At 73.4% G+C, this 14,033-nt stretch carries 14 protein-coding genes; 3 read left to right on the forward strand and 11 right to left on the reverse strand.

Annotation, left to right across the window (positions count from 1 at the left end; all coding sequences use genetic code 11):
* Positions 1 to 65 precede the first annotated feature (65 nt).
* On the forward strand, positions 66 to 1,163 hold the full coding sequence (locus HNR61_RS13785; RefSeq protein WP_182843526.1) for an NAD(P)/FAD-dependent oxidoreductase: 1,098 nt from the start codon (positions 66 to 68) through the stop codon (positions 1,161 to 1,163).
* On the opposite strand, the gene HNR61_RS13790 is transcribed toward HNR61_RS13785, so the two are convergent.
* From HNR61_RS13790 to HNR61_RS13810, 5 genes are read right to left on the reverse strand one after another with little or no spacing between them, the layout of a single operon-like run.
* Positions 1,105 to 2,934 (reverse strand): ABC transporter ATP-binding protein, encoded by a 1,830-nt coding sequence (locus tag HNR61_RS13790; RefSeq protein WP_182843527.1) that lies wholly within the window; start codon positions 2,932 to 2,934, stop codon positions 1,105 to 1,107. The genes HNR61_RS13785 and HNR61_RS13790 overlap by 59 nt on opposite strands.
* Complete coding sequence (locus HNR61_RS13795; RefSeq protein ID WP_182843528.1) at positions 2,931 to 3,368, reverse strand: lasso peptide biosynthesis B2 protein; 438 nt, start codon at positions 3,366 to 3,368, stop codon at positions 2,931 to 2,933. Before HNR61_RS13795 ends, HNR61_RS13790 begins: the two co-directional genes overlap by 4 nt.
* On the reverse strand, positions 3,365 to 3,622 hold the full coding sequence (locus HNR61_RS13800) for a lasso peptide biosynthesis PqqD family chaperone (RefSeq protein ID WP_182843529.1): 258 nt from the start codon (positions 3,620 to 3,622) through the stop codon (positions 3,365 to 3,367). The genes HNR61_RS13795 and HNR61_RS13800 overlap by 4 nt, the downstream gene beginning before the upstream one ends.
* Positions 3,622 to 5,454: an asparagine synthase-related protein gene (locus HNR61_RS13805; RefSeq protein ID WP_182843530.1), complete on the reverse strand. Its 1,833-nt coding sequence runs from the start codon at positions 5,452 to 5,454 to the stop codon at positions 3,622 to 3,624. The genes HNR61_RS13800 and HNR61_RS13805 overlap by 1 nt, the downstream gene beginning before the upstream one ends.
* A gap of 23 nt (positions 5,455 to 5,477) precedes the next feature.
* Positions 5,478 to 5,585 carry a keywimysin-related RiPP gene (locus HNR61_RS13810; protein WP_182843531.1) on the reverse strand — a complete coding sequence of 36 codons (108 nt, stop codon included), beginning with the start codon at positions 5,583 to 5,585 and terminating at the stop codon, positions 5,478 to 5,480.
* A 1,089-nt stretch (positions 5,586 to 6,674) separates the two neighbouring features.
* Here HNR61_RS13810 and HNR61_RS13815 point away from each other — a divergent pair.
* On the forward strand, positions 6,675 to 7,046 hold the full coding sequence (locus HNR61_RS13815; protein WP_182843532.1) for a nuclear transport factor 2 family protein: 372 nt from the start codon (positions 6,675 to 6,677) through the stop codon (positions 7,044 to 7,046).
* A 47-nt stretch (positions 7,047 to 7,093) separates the two neighbouring features.
* On the opposite strand, the gene HNR61_RS13820 is transcribed toward HNR61_RS13815, so the two are convergent.
* From HNR61_RS13820 to HNR61_RS13830, 3 genes are all read right to left on the reverse strand, one after another.
* Positions 7,094 to 7,792: a hypothetical protein gene (locus HNR61_RS13820; protein ID WP_182843533.1), complete on the reverse strand. Its 699-nt coding sequence runs from the start codon at positions 7,790 to 7,792 to the stop codon at positions 7,094 to 7,096.
* A 66-nt stretch (positions 7,793 to 7,858) separates the two neighbouring features.
* A complete protein-coding gene (locus HNR61_RS13825) occupies positions 7,859 to 8,614 on the reverse strand; it encodes a hypothetical protein (RefSeq protein WP_182843534.1) in 756 nt (251 codons plus the stop codon).
* Complete coding sequence (locus HNR61_RS13830; protein ID WP_182843535.1) at positions 8,611 to 9,240, reverse strand: RNA polymerase sigma factor; 630 nt, start codon at positions 9,238 to 9,240, stop codon at positions 8,611 to 8,613. The genes HNR61_RS13825 and HNR61_RS13830 overlap by 4 nt, the downstream gene beginning before the upstream one ends.
* 221 nt (positions 9,241 to 9,461) lie before the next feature.
* On the opposite strand from HNR61_RS13830, the gene HNR61_RS13835 reads away from it, so the two are divergent.
* Positions 9,462 to 9,932, forward strand: a complete 471-nt coding sequence (locus tag HNR61_RS13835) for a hypothetical protein (protein ID WP_182843536.1) — start codon at positions 9,462 to 9,464, stop codon at positions 9,930 to 9,932.
* A gap of 220 nt (positions 9,933 to 10,152) precedes the next feature.
* Here HNR61_RS13835 and HNR61_RS13840 read toward each other — a convergent pair whose 3' ends face one another.
* The 3 genes from HNR61_RS13840 to HNR61_RS13850 form a co-directional block, all read right to left on the reverse strand.
* Positions 10,153 to 10,974, reverse strand: a complete 822-nt coding sequence (locus HNR61_RS13840) for a hypothetical protein (protein WP_182843537.1) — start codon at positions 10,972 to 10,974, stop codon at positions 10,153 to 10,155.
* A 107-nt stretch (positions 10,975 to 11,081) separates the two neighbouring features.
* Positions 11,082 to 13,175 carry a hypothetical protein gene (locus HNR61_RS13845; protein WP_182843538.1) on the reverse strand — a complete coding sequence of 698 codons (2,094 nt, stop codon included), beginning with the start codon at positions 13,173 to 13,175 and terminating at the stop codon, positions 11,082 to 11,084.
* An 82-nt stretch (positions 13,176 to 13,257) separates the two neighbouring features.
* Positions 13,258 to 13,899 (reverse strand): hypothetical protein, encoded by a 642-nt coding sequence (locus HNR61_RS13850; protein WP_182843539.1) that lies wholly within the window; start codon positions 13,897 to 13,899, stop codon positions 13,258 to 13,260.
* Positions 13,900 to 14,033: the final 134 nt, after the last annotated feature.

Consider the following 14,033-nt stretch of genomic DNA (forward strand, 5'->3'; position numbering starts at 1 on the left):
ACGCGCTCCCTGTCACGGACGGACGGGCCATCCGGTTCAACCCGCGAACTCATCCGGGAGGGGACATGACACACCGCATCGTGGTACTGGGCGCGGGATACGCGGGGCTCGGCGCGGCCGGGCGCGCCGCGCGGCTGCTGGGCGACCGCGCCCGCGTGACCCTGGTCAACGCGGCCGACCACTTCGTCGAACGGGTCCGGCTGCACCAGCTCGCGGCGGGCCAGGCGCTGCCCGCGCCGCCGCTGGCGGACCTGCTGGAGGGGACCGGCGTCGAACTCGTCGTCGCGCGGGCCACCGGCATCGACCTCGACGCCAAAGTGCTGCGCGTGGACGCCGCGCCGGGCGCGCTGCCCTATGACGTCCTGGTCTACGCCCCGGGGAGCGGGGCCGAGCTGGACACCGTGCCGGGCGTGCGCGAGCACGCGTTGACCGTGGCGCAGGCCGACGACGCGCGGCGGCTGCGCTCCCTGCTCCCCGAACTGTCCTCGGTCACGGTCGTCGGCGGCGGGCTGACGGGGCTGGAGACCGCCGCCGAACTCGCCGCCGCCCACCCCCGCCTCCGCGTCGAGCTGGTCACCGCCGGGCGGATCGGCGCGGGCCTGTCCGGGCGCGCGCGGCGGCACCTTCACGACGCGTTCGGCCGCCTGGCGGTCCGGGTGCGCGAGCACTCCCCCGTCGCCGAGGTCGGGGACGGCGGGCTGCTGCTGGCCGACGGCCGCAGGGCGCCCGCCGACGCGGTGGTCTGGACGGCCGGGTTCCGCGTCCCGGACCTGGCCGCCGCGTCCGGCCTGGCCGTCGACGGGACCGGGCGGGTGGCCGTCGACGCGACGCTGCGCTCGGTGTCGCATCCCGACGTCCTCGCCGTCGGGGACGCCGCCGACGTGGGCGGGCGGTCCCGCATGTCGTGCCAGACGGCCCTGCCGATGGGGCGGTACGCGGGACGCGCGGTCGCCGACCTGCTCGCCGGGCGCACGCCGCGGCCGCACCGCGTCCGTTACCTCTGGACGAACATCAGCCTGGGCCGCCACGACGGCGTCACGCAGTTCGCCAGGGCCGATGACGCTCCCCTTCCGGCGGTGCTCACCGGACGGGCGTCGGCCCTGTTCAAGGAGGCGGTGACCAGGGGCACGGTGGTCCGCCTGCGGCACCCCGGCCGTCGCTGACGGCGGTGTTCCGGCGGTCGGTGGAGCGGAGGGCGTTCCCGTGGGCGGGAGGGGTGTCGGCGAGCCATCCGTCGGCCAGGGCGCGATAGTGGTCGCTGGTGGCCAGCAGGTGGTCATGGGTGCCGGCGGCCACGATGCCGCCCTCGTCCAGGACGAGGATGTGGGCGGCGGCGCGGATCGTGGTGAAGCGGTGGGCGATCACCAGCAGCGCGCAGTGGGCGGCGGCCCGGTCGATGGCGTGGCGCAGGGCCCGTTCGTTGGCGGCGTCCAGATGGGAGGTCGGCTCGTCGAGCAGCAGCAGGTCGGGGCGGGCCAGCAGGGCGCGGGCCAGGGCGACGCGCTGGCGCTCGCCGCCCGACAGACGGCAGCCGTGCTCCCCCACCGGGGAGTCCAGCCCGCCGGGCAGGCGGGCGACCAGGCCGGCGAGGTTGGTGAGGGCCAGCACCTCCCGCAGGTCGGCGTCGTCGGCGTCGGGCGCGGCGTAGAGGAGGTTGTCCCGCAGCGTGCCGTGCAGGACGGGGCAGTCCTGCTCCACCAGGCCGACGCGGGCGCGGTACCCGGCGCGGTCCAGGGAGCGCACGTCGGCGCCGCGGAACAGGATCCGCCCGCCGTCGGGGTCGTGGAACCGCTCGATGAGCGCGAACGTGGTGGACTTCCCCGCCCCCGAGCGCCCGACCAGCGCGACGTGCCCGCGTTCGGGGACCCGGAACGACACGCCGCGCAGGACCGGCCGCCGGGGCTGGTAGCCGAACCACACGTCCCGCAGCTCCAGCAGGGGGACGTCGGGACGCGCCGCCGGGACCGGGGCCGAGCCCGATGCCTCCTCGCGGGGCAGGCGCAGCGCCTCGTCGATGCGGTGCACGGCGCCGCTGCCCTGCTGGAGGGTGCTGAACGCCTCGAACAGCGCCCCCAGCGGCGCGGTCAGGTACAGCAGGTACAGCAGGAACGCGACCAGTTCGGCGACGGAGGTCGTGCCGTTCGCCACGCGCAGGCCGCCCACCAGCAGGACCGTGAGGAACGAGCCGGTGACGGCCAGTTCGGTCGCGGGCGCGGCGAGGGCGTCGTAGCGGGCCATGCGCAGGCTGGCGTCGTAGGCCCCGTCGGCGTGCCCGGTGACGCGCCGGATCTCGCGGGGTTCGGCCCGCGCCGCGCGGACGGTGCGCAGGGCCGACAGGGCCCGTTCCAGGTCTGCGGCCATGGCGCCGACGGCGCGCTGGGCGTCCAGGGAGGCGGCGCGCATCCGGCGCAGGGCGAACGCCAGCGCCGCCGCCGCGACCGCGACCAGCAGCGCGACGGCCGTGAACAGCACCCAGTCCAGCCACAGCATCAGCGCCACGGCGGCGGTCAGCCCCAGGCAGCCGGTGACCGCGTCGGTGCAGGCGTTGCCGACCAGGTGCCGCAGGGTGACGGTGTCGGTGCCGGTGCGGGAGATCAGGTCACCGGACCGGAGCCGGTCGTAGGCCGGCGCCGACAGGCGCAGCAGCCGGTCGGCCAGGGCGTGCCGGACGCCGCGCACGACGCGTTCGCCGGTGCGGGCCACCAGGTAGCGGACCCCGGCCTGGGTCAGGGCGGCGGCGGCGAACAGTCCCACCAGGGCGGCCGCCGGCGCCCAGGCCACCCCGCCCCGCCCCGCGTCCTCGATCATCGTCTTGACGACCAGGGGCTGGGCCAGCGCCAGGCCGGACGAGAGCAGGGTGAGCGCGACGGTGGCCGCGATCGCCCCGTGGTGTCCCCGGGCCAGCCGCAGCAGGCTCCGCACTCCGGCGGTCATCGGGGGGACGCTCCGGGGTGGGGCGGGACGGTGATGAGCGTGGTGAAGTAGCCCTCGGGAACGCCCTCGCCGACGAGACGGCCCTCGGCCTCGACCCAGGCGTGGGCGCCGAACGGCGGGGTGACGCGCACGCCGACGCACCAGGTCGGCCAGCGTCCCGCCATGCGGCACAGCAGGACCGTGGCCAGTGACCGGGGCAGGCAGCCCTGCGGTCCCAGGCAGGTCAGGCTGACGGTGGTGACCGCCTGGCGGGCGGCCGCGGCGTGGGCGTGACCGGCGGGCGCCGCGCCACGGCGCAGCAGGGTCAGCACGGTGCGCAGGCGGTGCGGCGGCAGCAGCGTCAGCGGGCGGGCCAGTCCCACCGCCGCCAGGGCGGCGGCCCGGCGGACGGGCGGGAGCGCGGCGCGGTCGTCGAGGGCGGCGGGAGTGGTCACGACACCACCAGCCCGGCCGCCCGCAACCGGTCGAGCAGAGCGGTCACGTCGTCGAGCGCCCGTTCGGCGGTGACGTCGAACTCCTCGGCCACCGCCTCGGCGGCCTGCCGCGGCGTGCCGCCGTCCAGCAGCGACCGGACGATGAGCGACCCGGTGGCGTTGAGCTGCCAGTACTGGCCGCCGTGTTCGTCGAGGACGACCGTGCCGTAGTCGGTGTCGGCCGTCGACACCCCGGGACGCAGGCGCAGGCTCATCAGGTCTCCTTCACGCGGGAACGGGCGCGGAGCCAGACCTCGCACGCCAGGGTGGAGTACAGGATCGGGCCGCGCAGGCGGGGGTCGTCGGGACGGCCGGTCAGGGCGCGCAGGCGGTCGGCGTCGACCAGGCCCAGGCGGGCCAGGCGGGACGACTCCCACAGGGCGTCCAGCTCGGCGGCGTGACGGCGCAGGCCCTGCACCGCGTCGGTGGCGGCCGTGGCCTTGTTGGTGCGGGCCAGGCAGACGTCGGGCACGACGCCGCGCATGGCCGCGACCAGCGAGGGCTTGTACCGCCAGGGGGTGACGCGGTCCTCGGGCCGCACCGCCAGGAACGCCTCGATGACCCGGTCGTCGAAGAACGGGTGGGCGGCCGGGAGCCCCGCGCGGTCGCAGGCCCGGTCCCACTGCCGCACGATGCGGGTGGTGGCGTGGATCGCCGCCAGGTCGGCGTGCGCGCCGCGGTCGGGGGCGAGCGGGCGGGCCGTGGCGGCGGTCCGGCGCAGCAGCGCGGCGACGGCGCGTGCGGCGTCCGGGGTGACCCAGTCGAACATCCGGGGCGGCGCTCCCCAGCCGAGCGCGCCGATCACCGGGGACGGCTCGGGACGGCGCAGGTCGGCGGCGGCGTCGGCGAGCCAGCGGCCGTAGGACCGGGTGTCGGCCAGGGCCACCGCCATCGGGCCCGGCGACCAGGTGAACAGGGCGCGGAAGCCGCGCAGGCGTCGCGCCGCCAGCAGCGGTCGGCGACGCAGCAGCCGGTGGTAGTGGGCCTCGGAGCACCAGGCGACGTGGTCGCCGCCGATGCCGGTCAGGTGCAGGCGGCTGCCCTTGGCCGCCAGCGCCGGGACGTGGCTGAGGACGCGGGCGTGGTCCATCACGCCGATGGTCGGCTCGTCGAGGACGTCGTCGATGTCGGGCAGCCCGGCGTAGACCAGCGGGCTGCGTTCGACGGGCCAGACGACGTGTTCGACGTCGGGCAGGTGGGCGGCGGCGCGGCGGGCCCATTCCAGGTCCTCGTCGGCGGGGTCCAGGCCCGGCCAGGTGCTGGCGACGACGTGGGCCGGGCCACGGGCGGCCAGCGCGCACACCGACGTGGAGTCCAGGCCGCCGGACAGGTCGCAGCTCACCGTGCCGCCGCCCCGGGTACGGGCGTCGACGGCGTCGGCGAGGGCCGCGCGGATGTCGTCGGCGGCGTCGGCCAGCGGCCGTTCCGGGCGGGGCGGCGCCCACCAGCGGCCGGTGCGGGCCGTCCGGCCGTCGGCGTCGACGGTGAGGTGGTGGCCGGGCTCGACGCCGTGGACGCCGCGCCACACCGGCGTGACCTCGATCGGATGCGGCACCGGCCACAGCAGGCGGGCGGCGAGCCGGGTCTGGTCGAGGTCGGCCCCGGTCAGCTCCGCCAGGACGTCGGCGCGGTCGGCCGCGACCGTGACGTCGTCCACGCGGGCGTGGAAGACCAGCCGCAGCCCCGAGGCGCTGCCCTGCACGCGCAGCCGTCCCCCGAGCGCGGCCACCAGGTGGAAGGAGCCCGGCAGCGACCGCGCCAGCCGCGACAGGTCCGACAGGTCGGTCAGGCGGGCGGCCCGCCGGGTGAGGAGGTCGGGATCGACCGCGCACTGCCCCACCACCGCCAGGCGGACGTCCCCGGCGTGGACCGCGGTGACCTCGCCGTCGGCCCAGGAGCCGACCAGCCAGGGGCGGCCGGAGGCGTAGGTGACGGTGCGCGGGTCCGGTGCGTTCAGCCGCCGGGCCACGGCGAGCGCGGCCTCGCGGTCGGGAAGGACCGCGAAGAACGTCTCGCCGTGGCCCGGCTTCTCGCTGTGATCAGCCATCAGAGGTGATCAGTCCCCGGTCGTCAGTTCTTCGACAGGATGAGCCGGTCGTTGCCGCGGAACTGCAGGAGGCCGGTGCGCTTCCGGAAGGAGCCGGCCGCGGTCAGGGCCGGAGTCTCGTACCGCTTCATCGTGACGTCCTTTCTCGGGTTCCTGCGATGTGTGGGCAATGGTTCGGGATCCCTTTCCGGCGCCGCCCACGAACGAATCGTTACCCGCATGAAAGAGCGTTACCACCCCCTTCGACTTTGTGCACTATTTGAAACACGACAAATGTTCGCGTCCCGCCTCCAAAGTCCGACAAACCGCCCGATAATCCCGCGCCTCCCCGACCCTCTCCGCCATGTCGCATTCACTTTGAGGTGACAAACGACTCGCCATACCGCAAGCCCTCTCCGCCCGGAACCCAGGCGGTGGAGAAAGAGAGATCCGGCCGATTAAGCCCTTCTGAACGAGCTCGGTCAGGAAATGGTCCACAGTTTGGCTCCCCAAAAATCCCGGGGAGGGAACCAAGCGCGGCGGCGTCCCGCCGAACGAGTTTCGGGCAACGCCTCTCGCGTTTACATTCCCACCTGACAGATGTTCGGTCGACGCTCAACGCACCGTGAGGTGGACGGTCCGGCCGTCCAGCTCAGCGCCCCGCGGGAGAAGATCACGGGCGCCGGCTCCCCCGCCCCCCTTTTGAAGAAAGGTGACCTGGGCCTGATCGAAGACTATTGGCAGGGCCGGGAGACCTTCCTCCGAGTCCAGACCGACCGCTTCCTCCGAAGGAATCTCGATGGCGCCGGGCGTCTACGGTCCCTGAGGCCAGGACGCGACGCCTTCAGAAGGGTCGCCTGCTTCATTTCTCGTGCGGCGATGGGCAACACCGCCGGACGACGACGGCCGCTCCTCGCCCGGAATCATTCGGCAAAGGCGTGTCGCGCGGAGTCCGAGCCGGAATAACGTCCACCCACAAGGACGGCATGCCATGGCGGAGAAACGATGACGAGAAGAGCCGCCGAGGCGCGAGGCCATATCGCAGCCCGACTCAGGACACCCCTCCCCTCGGGCGACCGGCGTCCGACGTCCCGGCCCGGCGGCCCCGGTCGCCGACGGCATGATCGAACCCGACGAACGTTGGGGTCGCCATCAATCGTCGCTCCATCCCCACCGGTCCGGCCGGAGCGGTGTCAACGCCGGCATCGCCAATGTTGGCGACCCCAACGAAATGAGGAGTCATGCCCGAGCCGACCTCCCCGATGGACCGCTGGCTGGACGACCACCGGTTCGGCTGGCGGGACGACCGCCGCTACGCCGGCGCCGACCGCTTCTACACCCCCGACGTCGTCCTGCGCAGCCCGCGCGGCACCGCGCACGGCCTCACCGAACTGGTCGACCACCTGCGCCGCGTCGGCGACGACGCCGACCACAGCCAGCACGTGACCTCCGACGTGCTGATCGACCTGAACGGGGACAAGGCGGAGGTCACCGCCTACGGCGTCGTGTACTCCCACCGCCCCGACGACGGCCTGGTCCGCACCGCCGGCCTGCGCGCGGCCTACACCACGTGCGCACCCCCGACGGCTGGCGCCTGGCCGGTATCGAGATGACCCCCCTGTGGCGCCGCGCCGCCTGAGGCGGCCGCCACAGGTGTCGCTCAGCAGCGGGCGTCGAAGCGCCGGCGCAGCGGCTCGTGGTCGTGTCCGGGCAGGATCTCCGGAAGGGCGCCGAGCATCCGCTCCAGGTCCGCGACGGTGTGGGGGTTCACCTCGCGCCGCAGGTTCACGTCCGCGAAGAGGTACTGCCATCCGTGGGCGCCCACGGTGAGCAGTACCCCTTCGAGGTAACCGGCGTAGTCGACGTCCAGCCGTTCGAGCCGGTGCTCACCGGCGTCGAAGTACCAGATCTCCGCGTCCGCCCCGACGGACAGCGGGCGTTCCCCGTCGTCCAGGGAGATCCCGGTGACCGACCCCGAGCCCGAGCGCGGCTCGTAGTCGATGACGCTGAGCTCGCCCAGCCGGTCGCTCTCCTCGCCGGAGAGCGTCCAGTCGTCGGGGCCCCAGCCGTCCGCCGACCACCGCGCGATGTTCTGGAGGCAGAACTCGCCGCCGGTCGTCGTGTCCGCCGTCAGCCGCCAGGCGACGTGCAGTTCGGCGGGCGCGAAGTAGAGGGCACGGAAGGCGTCGTCCAGGTGGACGTCGGAATCCTTGGCCAGCTCCGCGAACACGACGTCGGCCCCGGCCCCTCCCCGTACCCCCGCGCCGGACGCCCGATGGGTGACGGAGACGAGCGGGCTCCGCACGAGCCGCTCGACGACACGGGCGTAGCGTTCGTGGAATGCGGTGAAGCCGTTCATCGTGTCCCTTCGATCCCGGTCGCGGCCAAGCGTCACCGCACTCTGGCAGACGAACGCCCCGGCCCGTCAGCGGCCGTTCGCGAAGGCGACGTAACCGCCGCTGTCCATGAGCATCACCGCGCCGTCCCCCTTTCCGTCCTTCGGGGCGGCCGGCGGAGGCTGCTTCCGCGGCGCCGGCCGGTAACGGCACGGAACGACCCGTCCGGTGACCAGGAAGGTGCCGGTGGAGGTCGCGGAGCCGACACGTCGGCGGTCCTGGTCGAACATGCCGCTGGTGGTCAGCGTCCAGACCATGAACTGGCCGGGCCTGAACCGGCCCGGGTCGATCGTCATCTGCCAGCCCCCGTCCGGCCGTGGCAGGTCCCTCGGCAGGGTGTAGAGGCCGCCCGGCATGTCGTACACGTTGGGCGGCAGGGTCACCGTCCTTGCATGGGGCTGCGGGCACACCTGACCCTCCGGGATGGAGAACACGACCGCCGGGACGCCCAGCGAGCGCAGCTCGCGCGAGAGCGCGTCGGCGTTCCGCGAGTTCAGGATCTCTTCGGTGACCTTGACGGTGACCAGGCCGGACGCGTCCCGGGTCACCGCGTAGGCGGGCTGGGTGCCTCCCGGCCAGGCCAGCACCCCGGCGGCGGTCGCGCACGCCACCCCGGCGGCGGCCCACACCGACCGCCGACGGGCCCGCCCCGCGCGGCGCGGCGTCCGGACCGCCGACGCGCGCGCGCCCCGTTCCGTCCCGGCGACGACCGCCGCGGTCAGCTCGGCCAGCCGCCGTTCCTGGTAACCCGCGAGCGGGGCGTCGTCGGTGGAGGTGCTGCTCATGGGGAGGCTCCCTTCATCACGGGGGACGGCAGGTCGGTGGTCGGCCGGGCGGGTTCCGCCCGGTCCTGCGGGGAGGCGTCCTTCAGCCGCTTCCGGGCCCGGTGCAGCCGGACCCGGGCGGTGCTGTCGCGGACGCCCAGCGCCGCGGCCGCCTCGGCCGGCGTCAGGCCGTCCAGGTCGACGAGCTCGACGACACCGCGCAGCCGTCGCGGCAGCACGGCCAGCCGCGCGTGGAGCGTCCGGGCCGCCCGCTCGGCGTCGATCTGCTCCTCCAGCCGGGCGATGTCGTCACCGTCCAGATGACGGCGGCCACCGGCCCGCCGTGCCTTGTCGAGCTCACCGGCGTGGCGCCGCCACTCGGCGGCCACCACGTTCCGGGCGATGCCCAGCAGCCACGCCCGCGGGCTCCCCCTGCCGGTCCGGTACCGCTCGGCCGCGTCGATCGCGGCCAGGAACACCTCGGTGGTCAGATCGTCGACCGTATGCGGGTCGGCGACCCGGCGCGCCACGAAGCGGGTCACGTCCGCGACGTGCCGCCGGTAGAACACCTCCAGCGCCGCCGGATCGCGCCCGATCGCGGTGACGTCCTCCGGATCCGCGTCCGGGGACGGCTTCGTCTCTCCCATCCAGTGGCCTCCCGCCCTGTGCCGTTTGCACTTCCTGGCACGGGCGGCTCCACGCGTTACATCACAGGGTCCCACCGGCCGGGATGGTGCCTGGAGGCCAGTCGCGGTGGGCGGAGATGGCCCCGTGGGCTCTGGTCCGGCGTCCGTCGCGGGAGCCAGAATCCTCGGCGGTGCGGTCGCCGGCCGCACGCTTCCCGGCCCTTCGAGAAGAGAACACCTTCATGCGTCGAACGCTCACCCTCTCCGCCGCCGGCCTGTTCGCCGCGGCGTCGCTCGCCACCGCCGCCCCGGCCCAGGCCGCGGCCCCCGTCCCGGCCCAGGCCCCGGTCCCGGCCGCGGCCGACGGCTGGACCAAGTGGAAGACCGGCAAGATCAAGAAGCCGGTCCGCGGCGCCGCCGTCAAGTGGAAGTACCGCACGCGCTGGGAGATGGGCGAGAAGCAGCTCCAGATCCGCTACGAGCTCACCGACACCGCGAGCGACAAGCGCCACCCCGTCGCGATCGTCACCTGGAAGACCTGGGAGGGCGTCGAGAACTCCTTCAACATCAGCGGGGCCCACAAGAAGACGAAGGTCTACTGGTGGAAGGGGACGCCCCGGTCGATCAAGGTCAGGGCGTGCGTGAAGGGCACCGTCTGGGGCTCCACGTGCGACAAGAAGTACACCCCGGTCTACGACCGCAAGTGGAAGTAGCCGGCGTCCCGTCACGCCGCGCGTGACGGGAGCCCCGCCGGGGATGGGGACGGTCAGGCCGAACGCCCCGGGAGCGGATCGGGGTGGGCCGTGCCCGCGGGTGGTCCTTCGCGAGCACGGCCCGGCTCAGGAGCCCGCGGACCCGGCGCCGTGACCGGCCCTTCCGGGCAGGAACGGGCCGCGCCCGCGAAGGCGGGGCGCGGCCCGTGACGGCGGTGTCCTACGGCAGCCTGGTGTAGGGCATCTGGCCGATGTACTCGTTGAACACCATCTGGCTCTGGCCCGCCGCGGCGGGCACCCCGGCCTGGCCGTTCACGATGTGGTTGACCAGGCCCACGTTGAGGGCGCAGCCCTTGGCGCCCGGCACCGCGAAGGTGTTGTCCACGTGCGTCGCCGAACGGATCACGAAGGGGTCCCGCTGGATGATCGTCGGCGTCTTGCCGGTGATCGGCGGGGTCGGCGCCGGCGGGGCGGTCGTGCCGGTCGTCAGGTTCAGCACGATCGGGTTGGTGCTGCTGCCGATCAGGCAGGCGCCGCCCAGGAACGGGTTGGTCAGGCGGATCTGGAGGCCCAGCTTGATCGGGAACCCGAGCCCGGTCGGCTGGTCGAAGACGCCCGCGTACTCGGGCTTGGCGTACACGGCCGTCAGGATCGGGTCACCGAAGATGCCGGGCCGCACCACCATCTTCTCGGAGTGCATCTTGCCGAAGATGGCCGTGTAGGTGTCGGTCTCGGGGTCGAGCGCGTTGGCGAAGGTCATCCGGACCGGCGAGGTGAGCTGCTGGTCGAACTTGCCGAGCTTGAACTGCCCGCTGGTCACCACGACCTCGAAGCAGGTCGAGCCGAGTCTGGCGTACTTGGTGGGCAGCGTCGGACAGTCCTTGAAGTCGAACGCCGGCACCGGATCGGCGGCCCGCTGCACGGGCGCGGCGGGCTTCGCCGGGGCGGCCTGCGCGGCGGTGGCGCCCGTCAGCGCCAGGGCGACCCCTGCCGCGGGTACGAGGGTTCGCGCGGCCCATCCGGCCTGGGAGATTTTCTTCACGGTTTTCCCTTTCAGCTCACTGCTCACGTCTCCGGCGGAGACGTGACATCTGGACAGAGAATCCGGCTCATCCCCGCGTGAGGCTCGGACGAAGGTGACATCCACCGCTAGGGGCTGGTGATCTTCTGTGGCGGGCTCATTTCGAGGTCCCCGCTCGTGGCCGGCAGGTAGTCCTCCGGGCCGAAGCCCGGAACCCCGGACGGGCAGTCGGTCCTCGGCGTGATGCCGATGTTGCCGGAGCCGGCGAAGACGACGCCCTGGATGTCCTTCGGCGAACTCGCGAGATAGCTGCCGAAGACCTCCATCGGGCGCTCGGTCTCGGTGTCCTCGAAGTTGGGCTCGTTGCCGAACCGCAGTTCGCAGCGCCTGCCGTCGACGGTCGCGACGGCGCTGATGACGAGCCCGCCGAACCGGACGGACATCGTCCCGTCGGTCATGACGTTGTTGACGCTGACGTTGACGGTCGAGTCCGAGGAGACCTTCACGGGGGTCTCCCCCGAAGGGGTCGTCAGTTTGCAGCCCTGGAAGCTCGCCCCCTTCGCCGTGGCGAAGAAGAAGCGCTGCTGCCAGCGTCCCGCCTTGAAGGCGGGCCTCAGGCTCCAGGAGTCGCACGTGATGCTGCTGGTCATGTCGGCCGAGGAGATGGCGAACGACTTCGCGGTGATGGTTGACCTGCCGCCGGGGCTGATGGTCAGGGTCTGCGGCTCGTCCGCCTCGCCGCACAGCTGCGGGTTGCGGGCGCTGCACCAGCGTCCGGTCTCCAGGCGCACCTGGTTGCCGCTCCCGGAGATGCTGGCGGTGAGCAGCGGGCTGAGGTCCTCCCCCACGCCGCATCCGGTGAAGTCGGGAACCGTGACCTCTCCGGTGAAGGTGCTTCCCGAGGTGATGAAGACCCGGCCCGTCCGGACGTTGCCCAGGAAGGAGTAGATCTTCAGCGGTGTCGGTCCCGTTCCGCATTTCGTGCCGAGCGGGAGCCGTACGCCGTTGACGTCCACGTCACCGACGCGCATGGCGACGTAGGACCTGCCCCACGCCTCGTCGTCGCGCGGGCTTCCGATCTGGCCGTTGGTCGCCACCGCGTTACGGAGGTTGCCGGTGACGGGGTACGGGCGCCCGTTCGCGTCCCGGCCCGGCGGCCGGACCTGCTCCACGTGGGCGACCGCCCGGGTGGGCATGAACCCGAAGCCGAGCATCGAGGCGGTGGAGGGGACCGCGTGGGTCGTGAAGTAGCTGTACTGCTCGGAGTAGTTGACGGACCGCTCGGGGTCGGCGTTCCGCATCCCCTTGACGCCGCGCCTGAGCAGGGTCTGCGCGCCGATGGGGGTGGCGGCGCCCAGCTTCCGGACGTTGGCGAACCCCGCCGCCCTGATGCAGTACGGAAGGTTGCGCGGCGCGTCGAACGTCTCCCACCTGCCCGGTGGCGGAGGTGGCTTCCTGAACACCTCCCACAGGTACGGGTGCTCGTTGAGCGCGTGGTCCGGGTCCGTCCCGGGGGCGGGGATCTCCCGGCAGTCCACGTCGGCCGCGGGGGTCGTGTTCTCACCGGCCCGCGGGGAACGGCGTGGCGACGGGGCCGCGTCCGCGCGGACGAGGATCCGACCGAGCGTCACGGGCTTCTCCGGGGCGCAGCGGATCGCCTGGCGCCGGCCCGCCGTTCCGCCGTCCGTGAGGGAGAGGACCAGCTCGCCCGCGGCCAGCGTCACGGTCCCCGGGGAGCCCGGGACGAGCGACGGGGCCTTCACCTTTCCGGTCATCTTCACCGGCCGCTGCCTCCCCCCGTCCCCCTCCGGGGAGAGCCGGTCGCCCGAGACGGCGAAGGGCGGCCAGGACAGGTCGGCGGAGCGCGCGCCCTGCACGACGCTCACGCCGAGAAGGGCCGTTCCGGAGACCGGGACGCCCACGGCGCCCGCGGGGGCCTCGCCCGCCGTCTCCCCCAGGAAGTCCCGCACCGCGTCGCCGGGGACCGTGAGCGCCACCGCCACGTCGCCGATCCTGATCTGCTGACCGGTCCGGCCGGGCCCCGCCTTCGCCGCCGCCACCTCGACGCCGATCCGGTGCGTGCCGACCGGGGTGATGCACAGGTACGGCACGTCCGCCCCGATGTCCGCGAGAGCGGGCGGGATACCGGCGGCCAGGCCGGCGAGGGTCACGCTTCCGGTGACCACCGCCGTCCAACCGGCGCGGCGAGGCGTCCATCGCATGGCAGTCGTTTCCTTTACGGCCGTGGGGACCACCCCGCGCGGGAGCGGGGCGGTCCAGGTCAGGGGGTGGGTCCCCCGCGGATCACGGGCTGGTGACGGTGAGGATCGGGCTGATCTTGTACTTGCCGGACAGCGTGATCGGGTCGCCGGCGTTGATCAGGGTGGGGTCGCAGTCGGCGTCCACGGTGGCGACCCGCAGGTTGCCGCCGCTCACCGAGAGCACGCCGGTGGAGTTGGTGTAGGTGCCGCTGATCGTGCCGGGGCCGCCGCTGGGCCCGGTGATGGTGGCGTCACATTCGTCGCTGCCGTGGATCGTGGCCTTGACGCCGGTGAGCGTGCCGGTGGTCACGCCCGCCGAGTAGCTGGTGCCGTTGAACTTCCACGGCAGACCGGTCGCCGTCACCTGCACGACGATGCCGGCGGGGCCGCTGCACCAGCCGTTCGGGTTGGTCGGCGTGGAGAACGCGACGCTGTTGAGCGAGGCCAGGCCCGTCCCGGACAGACCGGTCCCGTTCACGGCCGTGCCCGAGGCGGTCGACTTGGAGCAGTTGACGGTCGCCCCGGTGGCCGTGTCCTTGGCGATGAGGCTGGTGGTGTTGGCGCCGCTGATGCTGGTACCGCCGCTGACGGTCCAGGTGGCGGCCCAGGCGGGGGTGCTGGTGACGCCGAGCGCGACGACGGTGGCGGCACCGGCGGTGAGAACGTTACGGGTCAGCTTTCGCATGTCAGTTCTGTTTCCCTTCCCGGGGTGGTTTCTGTGACTAGTAGGGACACTGACCGTGCGATTCGAGCAGGGGCGACTCCTCCGAAGTCTGGGGGTGTGACGGGACCTCGCCGAAAGCGTCCCAGCGGGTTCTT

Origin of the sequence: Actinomadura kijaniata (assembly GCF_014138665.1) — a bacterium.
Taxonomy (GTDB): domain Bacteria; phylum Actinomycetota; class Actinomycetes; order Streptosporangiales; family Streptosporangiaceae; genus Spirillospora; species Spirillospora kijaniata.

Excerpts from the sequence above, each read along its gene's own strand:
- HNR61_RS13785 (WP_182843526.1), top strand. The coding sequence starts at position 66 with ATGACACACCGCATCGTGGTACTGGGCGCGGGATACGCGGGGCTCGGC.
- HNR61_RS13790 (WP_182843527.1), bottom strand. The coding sequence starts at position 2,934 with ATGACCGCCGGAGTGCGGAGCCTGCTGCGGCTGGCCCGGGGACACCAC.
- HNR61_RS13800 (WP_182843529.1), bottom strand. The coding sequence starts at position 3,622 with ATGAGCCTGCGCCTGCGTCCCGGGGTGTCGACGGCCGACACCGACTAC.
- HNR61_RS13805 (WP_182843530.1), bottom strand. The coding sequence starts at position 5,454 with ATGGCTGATCACAGCGAGAAGCCGGGCCACGGCGAGACGTTCTTCGCG.
- HNR61_RS13810 (WP_182843531.1), bottom strand. The coding sequence starts at position 5,585 with ATGAAGCGGTACGAGACTCCGGCCCTGACCGCGGCCGGCTCCTTCCGG.
- HNR61_RS13815 (WP_182843532.1), top strand. The coding sequence starts at position 6,675 with ATGCCCGAGCCGACCTCCCCGATGGACCGCTGGCTGGACGACCACCGG.
- HNR61_RS13820 (WP_182843533.1), bottom strand. The coding sequence starts at position 7,792 with ATGAACGGCTTCACCGCATTCCACGAACGCTACGCCCGTGTCGTCGAG.
- HNR61_RS13825 (WP_182843534.1), bottom strand. The coding sequence starts at position 8,614 with ATGAGCAGCACCTCCACCGACGACGCCCCGCTCGCGGGTTACCAGGAA.
- HNR61_RS13830 (WP_182843535.1), bottom strand. The coding sequence starts at position 9,240 with ATGGGAGAGACGAAGCCGTCCCCGGACGCGGATCCGGAGGACGTCACC.
- HNR61_RS13835 (WP_182843536.1), top strand. The coding sequence starts at position 9,462 with ATGCGTCGAACGCTCACCCTCTCCGCCGCCGGCCTGTTCGCCGCGGCG.
- HNR61_RS13845 (WP_182843538.1), bottom strand. The coding sequence starts at position 13,175 with ATGCGATGGACGCCTCGCCGCGCCGGTTGGACGGCGGTGGTCACCGGA.
- HNR61_RS13850 (WP_182843539.1), bottom strand. The coding sequence starts at position 13,899 with ATGCGAAAGCTGACCCGTAACGTTCTCACCGCCGGTGCCGCCACCGTC.